Genomic DNA, 15684 nt, shown 5'->3' with positions numbered 1-15684 from the left:
GGTGGGAACTTTCCGCCCGGAACCGGGATGGGGCTGGCGTTCGCCATGCATGCGGGCCTCAACCCAGCCGCTGCCGCTCGTTGGAGGCGGAGATATTCATCGCTTCGCGGTATTTTGCCACGGTTCGCCGGGCGACGGGGATGCCCTCGGCCTTGAGGATTTCGGCCAGGCGCTGGTCGGACAGCGGCGACCGGGGGTTTTCGGCATCGATCAGCTTGCGCAGCATCGCCTGGATGGCCGTGGCCGAGGCCGTGCCGCCGAACTCGGTGGCGATGCCGGAGCTGAAGAAGTGCTTGAATTCGAAGGTGCCGCGCGGGGTGCGCAGGTATTTCCGGGTCGTGGCCCGTGAAATCGTCGATTCGTGAAGGCCCAGCTCCTCGGCTACCTCGCGCAGGGTCAGCGGCCGCATGGCCTCGTGGCCGTGGTCCAGGAACCCGCTCTGCTGGCGCACGATGGCCCGGGCGACCCGGACCAGGGTGTCGGCCCGGGTCTCGAGGCTCTTGATCAGCCAGCGGGCCTCCTGCAGCTGTCCCTTCAGGTAGCTGTCGTCCTCCCGGCTGGCCTTGCCGATCAGGCGTTCATAGTGCCGGTTGATGGCCAGGCGCGGCTGGCTGCCGGAGGCCAGGCTGACCTTCCAGATGCCGCCCTGGCGGTAGGCGATGGCGTCGGGGCTGATGTATTCGGCCTCGCCGCTGCTGACCTGGGCGCCGGGCTTGGGATCGAGCGAGCGCAGCAGGCTGACCGCAACGTCCATGTCGGCCGGCGATTCCCCCAGCTGCGCGGCCAACCGGGCAGCGCCCAGCCGGGCCAGGGCATCGAGGTGCTTGCGGCTCAGTTCGCGGGCCAGGGCCAGGCCCGGGGTGTCGGGGCTGAGCAGGCTCAGCTGCACGCACAGGCATTCGGACAGGCTGCGGGCGCCGGCGCCGACCGGGTCAAAGTGCTGGATGATGTGGAGAACGGTTTCTATCTCGGCCGCATCGGCCGTTATCTGTGGCGAAAGCGCCGCCTGGATGTCCTCCAGCGGGCCCTCCAGATAGCCATCGTCGTTGATCGCCTCGATCAGGGCGTAGCCGATGGCCAGGTCGCGCGGGCCCAGGTGGCTGAGCTCCAGCTGCCAGGCCAGGTGGGCGTGCAGGTCCACGGGCGCGGCGGCGGTCAGTTCATCCGGTTCGTCCTCTCCCTGGCCGCGGCGCTCGTAGGCGCCGACCGTTTCCTGCCATTCCGGGCTTTCGCCGGGGCCGAAGTCGTCGCTGTCGGGGCTGTCGGCGCTGGATTCACCGCTTTCCGGCTCGGCGGGCTTGTCGCCGGCGACGGTTTCGGGACTGTAGTCGTGCTCGGGCTCGTCTTCCCGTTCGAGCAGCGGGTTGGATTCGACCGCGATCGTGAGTTCGGCCTCCAGCTCGATGGCCGACAGCTGCAGCAGCCGGATCGCCTGGCGCAGCTGGGGCGTCAGGGAAAGCTGCTGGCCGAGCCGGGTCTGGAGGGTGGGCTTCATGGCGCTCCGCGGGGGCGGTGGCGCCGGGCTACTACAGGCGGAAGGACTCGCCCAGGTAGACACGACGCACGTCGGGGTTGGCCAGCACCGCGTCGGGCGAACCCTGAGCAAGTACCGTGCCAGCGTTGAGGATATACGCCCGGTCGCAGATTCCCAAGGTCTCGCGCACGTTGTGGTCTGTAATCAATACACCGATGCCGCGCTGCTTGAGGTGGCGCACGATCTTCTGGATCTCGCCGACCGAGATCGGGTCGACGCCGGCGAAGGGTTCGTCCAGCAGCATGAAGCGCGGGCTGGCCGCCAGCGCGCGGGCGATCTCGACCCGGCGCCGTTCGCCGCCCGAGAGGCTGGCGCCGGACTGGCCGGCGACGTGGCCGATCTGCAGTTCCTCGAGCAGGGCCGACAGTTCGTCGGCGCGGCCGCGCTCGTCCAGGTCGGTGCGCAGCTCGAGCACCGCGCTGACGTTCTCCGACACGCTCAGCTTGCGGAACACCGAGGCTTCCTGCGGCAGGTAACCCAGGCCGCGGCGCGCGCGTTCGTGCATCGGCAGGGCGGTGATGTCCTTGCCGTCGAGCAGGATCTGGCCGCGATCGGCGGCGACCAGGCCGACGATCATGTAGAAGCAGGTGGTCTTGCCGGCGCCGTTGGGGCCGAGCAGTCCGACCACTTCGCCGGGACGCAGCGCCAGCCCGAAATCGCGCACGACCTGGCGCGACTTGTAGCTCTTGGCCAGACCCGCGGCGGTCAGCATCAGTCGGCCGCGGCCGTCTTGGGCAGGATCCGCATCGAAACGCGCTGGCCGTCGCCACCGCCGTTGAGTCGGCCGGTGTTGATGTCGTACTTCACCGTCTCGCCGCGCAGGGTGCCGCGCGGCTGGCGGATCTCGACGGCGCCGGTGAGCACCATGTTTTCGTCCGACAGCGTGTAGACGACCTGGCGGGCCCGGGCGTCCATCGCTTCGCCCGAGTCCGACACCTGGCGCAGGCGCGCCGGCGCGCCGATCAGCACGATGCGTTCGATCTCGCCATTGCGGCGATGGACCTCGGCGCGGTCGGCGTCCACCTTCAGCGTGCCCTGGCGGATCGTGACGTTGCCTTCGAGCACCGACATGCCGTTGTCCTGCAGCAGCGAGTCGGAGCTGTCGGCGTTGATGTCCATCGGCTGGTCGCGGTCGGTGGACTTTGCCAGGGCCGGCGCGGCGGCGAGCAGGGACAGCAGGAGGAGAAGATCACGGGCGGCGGGGCGCATATCGTCCTTTGACGTCGTTCTGCAGCTGGAAGCGCTTGGCCTTCATGTCAGCGCGCAAGCCGGTGCCGGCGAGTATAGAGTCGCCTTGGGTGACGGTCACCCGGTCGTCGGTGCGGGCCTGGTCGACGTCGGGCAGCACCACCAGCTTTTCGGTCTCGAAGCGGGTGCTCAGGCCGGTTTCGCCAGGCGGCCCGACCATGCGGACCCGGTCCAGCAGGTGCACTTCATCGGCGCCGGGGCTGACCCAGGCCGTGTCGGAGCGGGCCTGCCAGCGGCCGGCATCGCGGTCCGGGAAAGAAAACCGCGGCTGCACCAGGCTCAGGCTGCGGCCGCCGACATCGCGCTGCAGGTAGGGTCCGACGACGGTGAAGGACTCCTTGCCGTCCTTGTCCAGGGTGGTCAGCTCGAAATCGCGCAGGATGTAGTCCGAACGCTGCGGCGGCTCGACCGGCGGAACCTGGCGCAGGCGCCACTGCCAGACGGCGAGGCTGCCCAGGACCACCGCCAGCAGGGCCAGCGCGACGTTGAGGCCGCGGCGGGTCATGCCGCGCCGAAGCGGCCCAGAACGGCGGCGCGCAGGCCGCGCGCCTCCAGGATCAGGTCGCAGAGTTCGCGCACGGCGCCTTCGCCGCCGCGGGCGCGGGTCTGCCAGTGCACGCGTTCCGCCACCCAGGCGTGGGCATTGGCGGGGGCGACGGCAAGTCCGGCCAGGGCCAGCGCCGGCAGGTCGGGCAGGTCGTCGCCCATGTGTGCGGTTTCGCCGGCGCCGACGCCGAGCTGGGCGCAGAGCATGCGCAGGCAGGCGGCCTTGTCCTTGACGCCGGTGTGCACGTGGTTGAGGCGAAGGTCGCGGGCACGGGCGAGCACGGCCGCGCTCTCGCGGGCGGTGATCAGGGCCACGGCGATGCCGTTGTCCTCGAGCAGGCGCAGGCCCTGGCCGTCGAGCACGTGGAAAGCCTTGGATTCGGCGCCGCTGGCGTCGTAGTGCAGGCGGCCGTCGGTCAGCGTGCCGTCGACGTCGAAGCAGGCCAGGCGCACGCGCGCGGCGCGGGCGATGAGATCGTCGGGGGCGATGGACATGGCCGGATCAGACCACGCGCGCGCGCAACAGGTCATGAATGTTCAGCGCGCCGACCACGCGGCGGCCGGCGTCCACGACCACCAGCGAGCTGATCTTGTGTTCTTCCATCAGGTGGGCCGCCTCCACCGCCAGCGCATCGGCGCCCAGGGTCTTGGGCGAGCGGCCCATCAGGCGCGACACCGGCGTGTTGTGCAGGTCGGTTTGCTCGTCGTCGAGCGCGCGGCGCAGGTCGCCGTCGGTGAACACGCCCTGCAGCACGCCATCGGCATCCACCACGGCGGTCATGCCCAGGCGCTTGCGGGTCATCTCCAGCAGGGCGGCGGTGGCGCTGGCGTCGGCGCGCACGCTCGGGATGTCGTCGCCGGTGTGCATGACGTCGCGGATGTGCAGCAGCAGCCGGCGACCCAGGCTGCCGGCCGGGTGCGAGCGGGCGAAGTCCTCCGCCGTGAAGCCCCGGGCATCCATCAGGGCGACCGCCAGCGCGTCGCCCATCACCAGGGCGGCGGTGGTGCTGGAGGTCGGCGCCAGGCTCAGCGGGCAGGCTTCGGCCGGCACGCTGACGTCCAGGTGCAGGTCGGCCAGGCGGGCCAGGCTGGACTGCGGGCGGCCGGTCATCGCCACCATGACGTTGCCCTGGCGCTTGAGCGCCGGGACGATGGCCAGGATCTCGTCGGTTTCGCCGGAGTTGGACAGGGCCAGCACCACATCGGCGTCGGTCACCATGCCCAGGTCGCCATGGCTGGCCTCGCCCGGGTGCATGAAGAAGGCCGGGGTGCCGGTCGAGGCCAGGGTCGCGGCGATCTTGGTGGCGATATGCCCGGACTTGCCCATGCCGGTGCAGACCACCCGGCCGCGGCAGGCCAGCAGGGCGCGGCAGGCGGCGGCGAACTCCGGCCCCATGCGGGCCTGCATGGCCTGCAGGGCCTGGGTCTCGATCGCCACCACGGTCTGGCCACTGGCGATCAGGGCGGCGTCTTGTACCGGCTGGGCAGGGGCTGGGGCAGTCATCCGGGACCGTAGGGAGTATGATGCGGGGCCGTATTGTAAGGCCTGCGCGGCATCCCGCGCCCGGTCCCCATGACTCCCGAATTCATCCAGGAACTGATCGAAACCGGCCTGCCCGGCGCCCAAGCCCGGGTCCAGGGCGACGACGGCGTGCATTTCGAGGCCACCGTGGTGTGCGAGGCTTTCCGCGGCAAGCTGCCGCTGGCCCGGCACCGCCTGGTCTACGCCACCCTGGGCGCGCGCATGGGCGGCGAGATCCACGCCCTGGCCCTGCGTACCCTGACCCCCGAAGAAGCCGAACGCCCCGCGTAAGGCCCGAGAACAAAAACACCATGGCCAAGATTGTCATCACCGGCGGCGAACCGCTGAACGGCGAAGTGCAGATTTCCGGCGCCAAGAACGCCGTGCTTCCGATCCTGGCGGCGACCCTGCTGGCCGACGGCCCGATTTCGATCGGCAACGTCCCGCACCTGCACGACGTCACCACCACGATGGAGCTGCTGGGCGCGATGGGCGTGCAGCTGATGGTGGACGAGAAGCTCACCATCACCGCCGACCCGCGTTTCATCACCAGCACCGTGGCGCCCTACGAGCTGGTGAAGACCATGCGCGCCTCGATCCTGGTGCTGGGCCCGCTGCTGGCGCGCTTCGGCCACGCCGAAGTGTCGCTGCCCGGCGGCTGCGCGATCGGCTCGCGCCCGGTCGAGCAGCACATCCGCGGCCTGCAGGCGCTGGGCGCCGAGGTCACGGTCGAAAATGGCTTCATCAAGGCGCGCGCCGAACGCCTGAAGGGCGGCCGCTACGTGTTCGACATGATCACCGTCACCGGCACCGAGAACGTGCTGATGGCCGCCGCGCTCGCCAAGGGCACCACGGTGCTGGAGAACTGCGCGCAGGAGCCCGAAGTCGTCGACCTGGCCAACTGCCTGATCGCCATGGGCGCGCAGATCGAGGGCGCCGGCAGCAACCGCATCGTCGTGCACGGCGTCGATTCGCTGCGCGGCATCCACTACGACGTGCTGCCCGACCGCATCGAGGCCGGCACCTTCCTGGTCGCCGGCGCGATGACCGGCGGCAAGGTGACGGTGAAGAAGTCGCGCGCCGACACCATGGACGCGATCCTGGTGAAGCTCGAGGAAGCCGGTGCGGAAGTCAGCACCGGCGCCGACTGGATCGAGGTCAACATGCGCGGCCGCCGGCCGAAGGCGATCAACCTCACCACCGCGCCGTACCCGGCCTTCCCGACCGACATGCAGGCGCAGTTCGCGGCGCTGAACACGGTGGCCGAAGGCGTGGGCGTGATCACCGAGACCATCTTCGAAAACCGCTTCATGCACCTCAACGAGCTGCAGCGGCTGGGCGCCGACATCCGGGTCGAGGGCAACACCGCCATCATCCGCGGCGTCAGCAAGATGACTGGCGCGCCGATCATGGCCACCGACCTGCGCGCCTCGGCTTCGCTGGTGCTGGCGGGACTGGTGGCGCAGGGCGAGACCGTGGTTGACCGCATCTACCACATCGACCGCGGCTACGAGAACATCGAAGAGAAGCTCGGCACCCTCGGTGCCAAGATCCGCCGTCTGCCGGGCTGAGCAGGCTCCCGGGCTGGCGGCGCGTACCGCGCGCCGGACCCGTCCCGATACCGTCGCCGGTGTCAGCGGATGGCGGTGATGCGCATCTCCAGCGATTCGCCGTCGGCCTCGTACTGGGTAATGCGCAGCGGCAGCCAGCCGCGTTCGCGCGCGAACCAGATCTTGGTCACGCGGCCGTCGCCGCTTTCGCGCACGCGCTCGACCCGGATCGCCCGCAGCGTGCCGATCGCGGTGCGCAGGCGCACATTGGCGGCGGTGCGGAAGCGCTGCGGTTCGACCACGCGGCGTTCGGCCACGGTGTAGTTGAATTCGCCGCGTTTGCCCGCGGCCAGGTCGGACATGATCGCGGCGGTGACGCCGTGTTTGTCGAGCAGGCCGGCACTGTAGGGCAGGTCGGTGGTCTGGCCCTTGTAGGTGCTGCGGGCGCGGCGCGTTCCGGCGTCCACGACCAGGTGCTGTTCGCGGCTGCTCCAGGCGGCCTTCTGCTGCATGCGGTATTCGACCGTTTCCGGCACGTCGCCGGCCCAGCGCAGCTGGCTGCGCTCCTCGCGGCGCACGCCGGCGGCGGCGAACAGGCCTTCGGTCGCCTCGCTGAGCGTCATCAGCTCCCAGCGGCCGTTGCCCAGCGCGCGCAGCTGGATGCGGCCGGTGCCGAGCTTCTTGTCGTTCTGGAACACCTCGTACTCGGCCGTGAACGCCTTCGGCGGCGGCGCGGCGCGGCTGGCCGCGGGAAGAGCGATGGCGAGCAGCAGGGTCGTGACGAACAGGATCGGCGAGCGCATGTCAGGCCTCCTCGAGGCGGTTGTCGTCGCGCAGCTGCAGCGGGGCGGCCAAGCGACGGCCGTCCAGCTCCACGTGATCGGAACGCAGGCGCACACGGCCGCGGGCCAGCAGGTCCACCGACGCCACCAGCAGCGCATGCTCGCGCGGCAGCAGGCGGCGGGACAGCGACTGGGCGTCGTCGCCTGCGGCAACCGACAGGCGCGTTTGGGCCAGGAGCGGGCCGGCGTCGAGCGCCGGGATCACCGCGTGCACGCTGGCGCCGTGTTCGGGGTCGCCGGCGGCCAGGACGCGCGCATGGGTGTCCAGGCCCGGGTATTTCGGCAGCAGGGACGGGTGGATGTTGATCATGCGCTCCTCGAATCGCCGCAGCGCGGCCTCGCCGATGATGCGCATGTATCCCGCACAGACGATGAGGTCGGGCTGAACACCCTCGATTTCGCTGAACAGCGCTTCATCGTGCGCAGCCCGCGAGGCGTGGTCGCGCGGCGACCGCGCCACCGCCGGCAGGCCGTGCTGCCGCGCCAGCGCGATGGCGCCGCTGTCGGGCTTGTCGGAGAACACGCCGGCGATGCGCGCATCCAGGCGCCCGGCGCCGATGGCGTCGATCAGGGCCTGCAGGTTGCTGCCGCGGCCCGAGGCCAGCACGGCGATGCGAAAACCGGACATCGTGCCTCCCGGGGAAGCGCTTGGCCTCAGCCGATGCGCACGCGCTCGCCGTCGCCGGCCTGGACCACCTGGCCGATCGGGCGATGCGCCAGGCCCATGCCCTGCAGCGCATCCGACACCGCGGCGACGTCGCCCGGCGCCAGCACCAGCACGAAGCCGACGCCGCAGTTGAAGGTGCGCCACATTTCCTCGCGCGGCACCGCGCCTTCGCGCTGCAGCCAGTCGAACACCGGCGGCAGCACGATCGCGGAGGCCTCGATGTCCAGGCCCAGGCCGTCGGGGATGACGCGGATGATGTTCTCGGTCAGGCCGCCGCCGGTGATGTGCGCCATTGCGTGCACCTCGTGTTTGCCCAGCAGCTCGAGGATCGGCTTGACGTACAGCGTGGTCGGCGCCATCAGCGCGTCCACCAGTTTCACGCCGCCGACCTCGAGTTCGGCCGGGCGGCCGGCGCGGTCGTAGATGCGGCGAACCAGCGAATAACCGTTCGAATGCGGACCGCTGGAGGCGATGCCGAGCAGCACGTCGCCGGCGCGCACCTTGCCGCCGTCGAGCAGTTTGGACTTTTCGACCGCGGCGACGCAGAAGCCGGCGAGGTCGTATTCGCCCGGCGGGTACATGTCGGGCATCTCGGCGGTTTCGCCGCCGATCAGCGCGCAGCCGGACAGCTCGCAGCCCTTGGCGATGCCGGACACCACGGCCACCGTGGTGTCGACGTGCAGCTTGCCGGTGGCGAAATAGTCGAGGAAGAACAGCGGTTCGGCGCCCTGCACCAGCACGTCGTTCACGCACATCGCCACCAGGTCGATGCCGATGGTGTCGTGGCGGTTGAGCTGCTGGGCGAGCTTGAGCTTGGTGCCCACGCCGTCGGTGCCGGACACCAGCACCGGCTCCCTGTACTTGTTCGACAGGTCGAACAGGGCGCCGAAGCCGCCCAGGCCGCCCATCACCTCGGGCCGGAAGGTGCGCTTGACCAGGGGCTTGATGCGCTCGACGACTTCGTTGCCGGCGTCGATGTCGACGCCCGCATCGCGGTAAGTGAGGGGAGTGGGCGTGGTCACGGCGGGTCCGGCGACGGGAAAGGCGCGCATTCTACCAGCCGGCCGCCGGCCCGGGCCGACGGGTTGGACGGGCCCCGACCGCTTGCGGCACCATGGCGGCTGCGTTCCCGCCCCCGCGAGCCCTGCGCCCGATGCCCCGCTTCCGCTCCGTTTTCATGCCGCTGGTCCTGGCCCTTGCCCTGTCGCCACTCGCCCACGCCCAGGACTTGGCGCCGGCCGAGGCGGAGGCCGAGGCGGCCGCCCCGTCCGAACCCTTCGACGCCGCCGAGGCGCCACGCGACCTGACGCTCTACCAGGCCGAAGTCGAGCTGATCTCGCAGGGCGCCAGCGAACGCCGTGCCGCCGCCGCCCGCGCGCTGTCCCAGGTCCTGGTCAAGCTGACCGGCGATCCCCTGGCCGCCGGCAATCCGGTGGTCCGTCGCGCGCTCGCCAGCGCCGAAACCTTCGTCTCCGACAGCCGCGCCAGCGAGACCTCCTCCGACCAGGAAGGCAATACCGCCGTCGGCGGCGTGCCCGTCTACAAGACCACGATGAACTTCGCCTTCGATCCGGGCAGCGTCGATGCGCTGGTCGCCGGCGCCGGCCTGCGCGTCTGGGGCAGCCCGCGGCCGCGGCCGATCCTGTGGTTGGCCATCGACGACGGCCGCGGCGCGCGCCTGGTCAACAGCCAGCAGCTCAACGTCGTCAAGCCGCTGGCCCAGCGCGGCCTGCAGCGCGGCCTGCGTTTCGGCATGCCGGCCGGCAGTGCGGTCGAACAGGCGGCCGCACAGACGGTCTGGGCCCAGAATCCGGAACCGATGCGGGCGCTGACCGCCCGCTACGGCGTCGACGTCCAGCTCCTGGGCCGCGTCTACCGCGCCGGCGGCGGCTGGACCGCCGACTGGGTGCTCAGCCGCGGCGACCAGGAGCTTTCGCGCTGGTCCTTCAGCGACCCGAGCCCGCAGCGCGCGATCGCCTCGGGCGCCGACGGCGCCGCCGACGCCATCGCCCGGCGCGACGCCGTGCTGATCGACGCCGGCGAACCCGGCCAGCTGCTGGTCGAACTGGTCGGCCTGCGCGACGGCAGCGACTACGCCCGCGCCGTGGGTTATCTGCAGACGCTGGCGGTGGTGCGCGCGCTGCACATCGTCGAGGCTTCGCCCGAGCGCGTGCAGCTGCGGCTCGACCTGGCGGTCGGCCCGGAGGGCTTTGCCCGCTTCGTGGCCTCGGGCGACACCCTGCAGGCCGACCCGCTGGCCCCCGAGGACGCGCCGCGCTACCAGCTCAAGCCATGAACCTGCGCCAGCTGCCCAATGCCATCACCGGGCTGCGCCTGGCGATGGCGCCGGTGCTGCCCTGGCTGCTCGTGGCCGGCCACTACCGCGCGGCGCTCGCTGTCGCCCTGGCCGCGGGCCTCAGCGACGCGCTCGACGGCATGCTCGCCAAACGCTTCGGCTGGCAGAGCCGGCTGGGCAGCCTGCTCGACCCGATCGCCGACAAGCTGATGCTGGGCCTGGCCATGCTCGGTCTGGCCTGGGTGTCCATGCTGCCGGCCTGGCTGGTCGGCCTGGTGCTGGCGCGCGACCTGGTCATCGTTGCCGGTGCCGCCGCCTGGTGGCGCCTGGCGGGGCCGTTCGACGGCCGGCCCAGCCTGCTGAGCAAGCTCACCACCGCGCTGCAGGTCGGCCTGGTCCTGCTTTGCCTGGCCGAACTCTCGGGCCTGTCGCTGCCGATCCAGGCGCGCATCCAGATGGTCGTCGCCGTCGGCCTGCTGACCTTCGCCAGTGGCCTGGATTACGTGATCCGCTATGGTGTGCGCGCCTGGCGGCACAAGAGGACTCCCCCTGCATGAGCGCGATCCCCGATCCCTTCAGCGACCGACGCCGCTGGCAGTGGCTGGCCCTGGCGGCCGCCTTCGGCGTGCTGGTCTGGCTGCTGGCGCCGATCCTCACGCCGTTCGTGCTTTCGGCCCTGCTGGCCTGGCTGGGCGACCCGCTGGTGCGCAGGATCCAGAACAGCGGCCGCTCGCGCACCACCGGCGTGCTGCTGGTGTTCACCCTGATGACCTCGGTGATCGTGCTGGCCGTGCTGCTGCTGATCCCGCTGATCGAGAACCAGATCGGCAAGCTGATCGACTGGCTGCCGCGGTTCGGCGCCTGGCTCACCGGCACCGCCGTGCCCTGGGCCGAACAGCGCTTCAACCTCGAGCTCGCCGGCTACGTGGATCCCAGCCAGCTGATCGAGCTGCTGAAGAAACACTGGCAGGAGGCCGGCGGCATCGCCGCGAACATCTTCGGCGGCGTCTCCAAGTCCGGCCTGGCCATCCTGGGCTGGATCGCCAATCTGGCGCTGATCCCGGTGGTGACGTTCTATTTCCTGCGCGACTGGCCGGTGATGATGGCGCGCATCCGCGAACTGCTGCCGCGCCCGGTCGAGCCGCTGGTGCTCAAGCTGGCGGGCGAATCGGACCAGGTGCTGGGCGGTTTCCTGCGCGGGCAGATCAGCGTGATGATCGCGCTCGGCGTGATCTACGGCACCGGCCTGTGGCTGGTCGGCCTGGATCTGGGCATCCTGATCGGCCTGGTCGCCGGCCTGGTGAGCTTCGTGCCCTACCTGGGCGCGGCGGTGGGCATCGGCGCGGCGGTGATCGCCTCGCTGGTGCAGCACGGCGACTGGATGCACCTGCTGCTGGTGGTCGCGGTGTTCGGCGTCGGCCAGACGCTGGAGAGTTTCGTGCTGACGCCGTGGCTGGTCGGCGACCGCATCGGCCTGCATCCGGTGGCGGTGATCTTCGCGATCATGGCCGGTGGCCAGCTGTTCGGTTTCCTGGGCGTGCTGCTGGCGCTGCCGGTGGCGGCGGTGGTGATGGTGGTGCTGCGCTACGCGCATGCGCGTTATACCCACAGCAAGCTCTACGGCGCCGATGACGCCGTGCCGGCGACGGTGGCGGCGGCCGCCGCGGCCGTGCCGGTCGGCGCCGAGCCGGAGGACTTCCCCGTGGTCGACGACGACCTGCCGCCCACGGACCCGATGCCGCCGCACCCGTGAGCACGCCGCAACTGCCGCTGGCGCTGCGCACGCCGCCCGACCAGCGATTCGACGCCTTCCACGGCCAGGCCGCCGCGCGCGACGCGGTGCATGCGGCCGCGCGCGGCGCATCCGCCGACTGGCTGTTCCTTTCCGGTCCGGCCGGCAGCGGCAAGAGCCACCTGATGCTGGCGGCCTGCGCCGAGGCCGCCGCGCTCGGCCGCCGCGCCGCCTACCTGGCACTGCCGGCCTTCGCCGGCCGGCTGGACGATGCACTGGCGGCGCAGGAGGGGGCCGACCTGGTCTGCCTGGACGGCCTGGAGGCGATCGCCGGCGACCGCGGCGAAGAAGAGGCCCTGTTCCATTTCCACAACCGCGCCCGCGCCAGCGGCGCCGTGCTGTTGTATGCGGCGCGCGGCAACCCGGCCGCGCTGGGCCTGGGGCTGCCGGACCTGGTGACCCGCCTCGGCCAGTGCGTGCGCGTGGTGCTGGAGCCGCTGGACGAGGCCGGCCGCCGCGAAGTGCTGCGCCAGCGCGCCGGCCGCCGCGGCCTGGAGCTCGACGAACCGGTGCTCGACTACCTGCTGCGGCGCGTGGACCGCGACCTGGCCAGCCTGACCGCCCTGCTGGACCGGCTCGACAAGGCCAGCCTGGCGGCGCAGCGCCGCATCACCATCCCGTTCCTGCGCAGCCAGCTCTGAACCGGCTGCCGCTCAGCGCGCGACCACGATCTGGTCGCGGCCGCGGTGCTTGGCTTCATACAGCGCGGCATCGGCTCGCGCGAGCAGGTCGTTGAGCAGGTCGCCGTCGCCGTAAGTGGAAACGCCGATGCTCAGGGTCGAGCCGAAGCTGGCGGCGTGGTGCCGGTACTCGGCGGCGATGCGCCGGGCGAAACGTTCCGCCTGCGCTTCGGAGGAGTCGGGCAGCAGGCAGGCGAACTCCTCGCCGCCGAGCCGCGCGGCGAACTGGCCGGCACCGATGCAGGCCTCGATCAGCTGGCCGAGCTGGCGCAGCAGTTCGTCGCCGGCAAGGTGGCCGTGCGCGTCATTGGTGCGCTTGAAGTGGTCGACGTCGATGAACAGCACCGCCGGCTGCCGGCCGGCGCTCACCGCGTCGCGCATCGCGGTGCCAGCCAGGTTCATCCAGCCGTGGCGGTTGAGCAGGCCGGTGAGCGGGTCGGTGACCGCGCGCTGCCACAGCGTCTCGACCTCGCGGTCCAGGCGCGTGGCCAGGTTGGCGCGGGCGCGGCGCAGCACGAGGCCGGCGGTCACGCTGACCAGGAAATAAAAGGCGAAAGTGCGCTTGTCGGCCAGCGGCGCATCCACCATGCCCCAGAGCACCGCGGCCATCGCCGCCGTGCCGACCGCCAGCGCCGTCCACGCCACCTTCGGCCGCACCAGCAGCGGCAGGCAGGCCGCCGGCAGCAGCAGGAAGCCGGCCAGCGACAGCAGCGGCGCGCCCTGCCAGCTCTGCACGGGCACCAGCAGGCTGGCCAGCATCAACAGCATGAAACCCGAGCCCAGCCAGACCCGACGGCGCAGCGACACCAGGTTGCGGTACACCGCCGCCAGCACCAGCAAGCCCAGGGCGGCGGCGCCCTGCCAGGCCAGCGCCGGCCGCAGCTGTTCGATGGCCAGCATCGCGACGCGCAGCGTTTCCAGCACGGCCAGCGCCAGCAGCAGGTTCGCCAGCGGCCAGTGCAGCAGCTGGATCTGCCGACGCTGCTGTTCGCGCCGCTCGTGCGGGGGCAGTTTCGCCAGCTCGCCTTCGAGCGCGTGGTCGAGTCCGGTTTTGAGGCGGGCGAACAGCGGGATCACGGTCGGGCTTCCAGGCAAACGGGGACCCGCCGCGTGCTGCCGCAGGGCGTCCACCGGGGGCGGGCACGGCTGACAGTCACGGGGGGAAGCGGCATTAGCGGCCATGCGGCGCGCGGATGCAAGCATCGCGGCGTCAGGCTGAGAACTGCGCGTAATCTTTTCGTTGATCCGGTGCCGTTGGCCAGCGAAACCGTGTCCTCGCACACGGTTTTCGCCGTGCCTCAGCCGGCGTCCAGGGCGGCCAGCCGCTCCGGCGTGCCGACGTCGGTCCAGGTGCCGCGGTGGTGTTCGCCGCTCACCGCGCCGGCGCGCATCGCCTGCCGCAGCAGCGGCGCCAGCTTGAAGCGCGGCGGCTGCAGTTCCGCCCCGGGCGCCTCGCCGATGCAGGCCCGCCAGTCGGACAGCAGGGCGGGGCGATAGACCCCGATGCCGGAGAAGGTCAGCCGCGGCTCGCCGTCGCACCGCACCTGGCCCCGGGCATCGAGCGCGAAGTCGCCCTGCGGGTGGTGCCCGGGATTGTCCACCAGCACCAGGTGGGCCAGGCCGGCCGGCTCGCGCGGCAGCCGCGCGAAATCGTAGTCGCACCAGATGTCGCCGTTGACCGCGAGGAAGGGCGCCGCGCCCAGCCGGGCCATCGCCTGCAGCATGCCGCCGCCGGTTTCCAGCGGCTCGGGGCCCTCGTAGGAGTAGTGCAGGCGCAGGCCCCAGCGTCCGCCGTCGCCCAGGGCGGGCTCGAAACGCTCGGCCAGCCAGGAGGTGTTGACCACTACTTCGTCCACGCCCAGCGCCGCCAGCTTTTCCAGGTGCCAGACGATCAGCGGCTTGCCGCGCACCGGCAGCAGCGGCTTGGGCGTGCGTTCGGTCAGTGGGCGCATGCGCTCGCCCTTGCCGGCGGCGAAGATCAGCGCCTTCATGCCGGCAGGGTGAGGTCGCGGCCGCCGATGATGCGCTCGACCAGCTCGATCATCGGCGCGGTCTCGGGGTAACGCCGGCCGACGGTGCGGGTGTATTTCCAGACCAGGGGCAGGTCCTGCAGGTAGCCGGCCTTGCCGTCGCGGTACCAGAGCCGGCAGAAGATGCCGAGCACCTTGATGTGGCGCTGCAGGCCCATCAGGTCGAAGGCGCGCAGGAAGGCCTCGGGCCCGAGCGTGGCGATGCCGGCGTGCACCAACCGCTGGCGGTATTCCTCGACCCAGGCGTTGACGCGCGGCTCCGGCCACTCGATGTAGCAGTCGCGCAGCAGCGACACCAGGTCGTAGGTGACCGGGCCGCGCACGGCATCCTGGAAGTCGATCACGCCGGGACTGTCGCGGTCGGTGATCAGCAGGTTGCGCGAGTGGTAGTCGCGGTGCACGAACACCTGCGGCTGCAGCCGCGCATTGCTCACCAGCGCGCGGAACGCCACCTCGATCACGTCCCACTCGGTGCATTCGATCGAGTGGCCCAGGTGCCGCTGCAGCAGCCACTGCGGCATCAGCTCCATCTCGGCGACCAGGCGCGGTTCGTCGTAGGCGGGCAGGCCGTCGGTGTCGGCGTGCTGCTGCATGGCCAGCAGCGCGTCGAGCGCGTCGCCGTAGAGCCGGTCGGCGCTCGATTCGCTGAGCTCGGGTAGCAGGATGCGGTCGCCCAGGTCCTCCATCAGCACGAAGCCGCGTTCGGGGTCGGCGGCCTGGATGTCGGGCACGTGCAGGCCGGCGCGGGCCAGTCGGCCGGCGACCTCGAGCCAGGGCCGGATGTCCTCGCGGTCGGGCGGTGCGTCCATCACGATCCACTGGCGGTCGGCCGAACGGGTGCGCCAGTAGCTGCGGAAACTGGCGTCGTTGGAGGCGCGCTCGAGCGGGGCCTCGGGGTCGGCCAGGGCCTGGCGCGTCCAGGCCAGGCGCAGGGTCTCGCGGTTGGGCAGGTTCATGGAGGCGGCAGCAGGTCCGTC

The 15684-nt window shown here is 71.3% G+C and carries 18 protein-coding genes; 6 read left to right on the top strand and 12 right to left on the bottom strand.

What is annotated here, in order from left to right:
- Nucleotides 1–58: 58 nt before the first annotated feature.
- From E1B00_RS06520 to E1B00_RS06495, 6 genes are read right to left on the bottom strand one after another with little or no spacing between them, the layout of a single operon-like run.
- Entirely contained in the window at nucleotides 59–1495 is a 1437-nt protein-coding gene (locus tag E1B00_RS06520) for an RNA polymerase factor sigma-54 (protein WP_139446816.1), read from the bottom strand.
- 31 nt (nucleotides 1496–1526) lie between these two features.
- Nucleotides 1527–2246 (bottom strand): LPS export ABC transporter ATP-binding protein, encoded by a 720-nt coding sequence (gene lptB, locus E1B00_RS06515; RefSeq protein WP_139446813.1) that lies wholly within the window; start codon nucleotides 2244–2246, stop codon nucleotides 1527–1529.
- Nucleotides 2246–2743, bottom strand: coding sequence for a lipopolysaccharide transport periplasmic protein LptA (lptA, locus tag E1B00_RS06510; RefSeq protein ID WP_139446811.1), 498 nt, complete (start codon nucleotides 2741–2743; stop codon nucleotides 2246–2248). Before lptA ends, lptB begins: the two co-directional genes overlap by 1 nt.
- A complete protein-coding gene (lptC, locus tag E1B00_RS06505) occupies nucleotides 2724–3287 on the bottom strand; it encodes an LPS export ABC transporter periplasmic protein LptC (RefSeq protein ID WP_139446809.1) in 564 nt (187 codons plus the stop codon). The genes lptA and lptC overlap by 20 nt, the downstream gene beginning before the upstream one ends.
- Nucleotides 3284–3823 carry a KdsC family phosphatase gene (locus E1B00_RS06500; protein WP_139446807.1) on the bottom strand — a complete coding sequence of 180 codons (540 nt, stop codon included), beginning with the start codon at nucleotides 3821–3823 and terminating at the stop codon, nucleotides 3284–3286. The genes lptC and E1B00_RS06500 overlap by 4 nt, the downstream gene beginning before the upstream one ends.
- Before the next feature lie 7 nt (nucleotides 3824–3830).
- Nucleotides 3831–4832 (bottom strand): KpsF/GutQ family sugar-phosphate isomerase, encoded by a 1002-nt coding sequence (locus E1B00_RS06495; RefSeq protein WP_139446805.1) that lies wholly within the window; start codon nucleotides 4830–4832, stop codon nucleotides 3831–3833.
- A 69-nt stretch (nucleotides 4833–4901) separates the two neighbouring features.
- On the opposite strand from E1B00_RS06495, the gene E1B00_RS06490 reads away from it, so the two are divergent.
- Nucleotides 4902–5141, top strand: coding sequence for a BolA family protein (locus tag E1B00_RS06490; protein WP_139446803.1), 240 nt, complete (start codon nucleotides 4902–4904; stop codon nucleotides 5139–5141).
- A gap of 20 nt (nucleotides 5142–5161) precedes the next feature.
- Nucleotides 5162–6421, top strand: coding sequence for a UDP-N-acetylglucosamine 1-carboxyvinyltransferase (gene murA, locus E1B00_RS06485; RefSeq protein WP_139446801.1), 1260 nt, complete (start codon nucleotides 5162–5164; stop codon nucleotides 6419–6421).
- A gap of 62 nt (nucleotides 6422–6483) precedes the next feature.
- Here murA and E1B00_RS06480 read toward each other — a convergent pair whose 3' ends face one another.
- Genes E1B00_RS06480 through purM form a run of 3 tightly spaced genes read right to left on the bottom strand, consistent with a single transcriptional unit; the run spans nucleotide 6484 to nucleotide 8931 of the window.
- Nucleotides 6484–7203, bottom strand: coding sequence for a DUF3108 domain-containing protein (locus E1B00_RS06480; RefSeq protein ID WP_176693136.1), 720 nt, complete (start codon nucleotides 7201–7203; stop codon nucleotides 6484–6486).
- A 1-nt stretch (nucleotide 7204) separates the two neighbouring features.
- Complete coding sequence (purN, locus tag E1B00_RS06475) at nucleotides 7205–7870, bottom strand: phosphoribosylglycinamide formyltransferase (RefSeq protein ID WP_139446797.1); 666 nt, start codon at nucleotides 7868–7870, stop codon at nucleotides 7205–7207.
- A 26-nt stretch (nucleotides 7871–7896) separates the two neighbouring features.
- Nucleotides 7897–8931, bottom strand: coding sequence for a phosphoribosylformylglycinamidine cyclo-ligase (gene purM / locus E1B00_RS06470; RefSeq protein ID WP_246048498.1), 1035 nt, complete (start codon nucleotides 8929–8931; stop codon nucleotides 7897–7899).
- A 155-nt stretch (nucleotides 8932–9086) separates the two neighbouring features.
- On the opposite strand from purM, the gene E1B00_RS06465 reads away from it, so the two are divergent.
- From E1B00_RS06465 to hda, 4 genes are read left to right on the top strand one after another with little or no spacing between them, the layout of a single operon-like run.
- The gene (locus E1B00_RS06465) at nucleotides 9087–10205 is read left to right on the top strand and encodes a DUF2066 domain-containing protein (protein WP_176693135.1); all 1119 of its coding nucleotides are present in this window, start codon (nucleotides 9087–9089) and stop codon (nucleotides 10203–10205) included.
- Complete coding sequence (locus tag E1B00_RS06460) at nucleotides 10202–10762, top strand: CDP-alcohol phosphatidyltransferase family protein (protein WP_139446791.1); 561 nt, start codon at nucleotides 10202–10204, stop codon at nucleotides 10760–10762. The genes E1B00_RS06465 and E1B00_RS06460 overlap by 4 nt, the downstream gene beginning before the upstream one ends.
- Entirely contained in the window at nucleotides 10759–11958 is a 1200-nt protein-coding gene (locus tag E1B00_RS06455; protein WP_139446789.1) for an AI-2E family transporter, read from the top strand. The genes E1B00_RS06460 and E1B00_RS06455 overlap by 4 nt, the downstream gene beginning before the upstream one ends.
- Nucleotides 11955–12638, top strand: a complete 684-nt coding sequence (gene hda / locus E1B00_RS06450; RefSeq protein ID WP_139446787.1) for a DnaA regulatory inactivator Hda — start codon at nucleotides 11955–11957, stop codon at nucleotides 12636–12638. The genes E1B00_RS06455 and hda overlap by 4 nt, the downstream gene beginning before the upstream one ends.
- Before the next feature lie 12 nt (nucleotides 12639–12650).
- Here the strand turns inward: hda and E1B00_RS06445 are convergent, their stop codons facing one another.
- The 3 genes from E1B00_RS06445 to E1B00_RS06435 all read right to left on the bottom strand — a co-directional run bounded on the left by E1B00_RS06445 (nucleotide 12651) and on the right by E1B00_RS06435 (nucleotide 15663).
- Entirely contained in the window at nucleotides 12651–13754 is a 1104-nt protein-coding gene (locus E1B00_RS06445; RefSeq protein ID WP_139446785.1) for a GGDEF domain-containing protein, read from the bottom strand.
- Between the two features lie 221 nt (nucleotides 13755–13975).
- On the bottom strand, nucleotides 13976–14668 hold the full coding sequence (murU, locus tag E1B00_RS06440) for an N-acetylmuramate alpha-1-phosphate uridylyltransferase MurU (protein WP_139446782.1): 693 nt from the start codon (nucleotides 14666–14668) through the stop codon (nucleotides 13976–13978).
- Nucleotides 14665–15663 (bottom strand): aminoglycoside phosphotransferase family protein, encoded by a 999-nt coding sequence (locus tag E1B00_RS06435; RefSeq protein WP_139446779.1) that lies wholly within the window; start codon nucleotides 15661–15663, stop codon nucleotides 14665–14667. Before E1B00_RS06435 ends, murU begins: the two co-directional genes overlap by 4 nt.
- Nucleotides 15664–15684: the final 21 nt, after the last annotated feature.

The organism is Arenimonas terrae, from assembly GCF_006265115.1.
Taxonomy (GTDB): Bacteria; Pseudomonadota; Gammaproteobacteria; order Xanthomonadales; family Xanthomonadaceae; genus Arenimonas; species Arenimonas terrae.
This window is presented reverse-complemented; position numbering and strand designations above follow the sequence as displayed.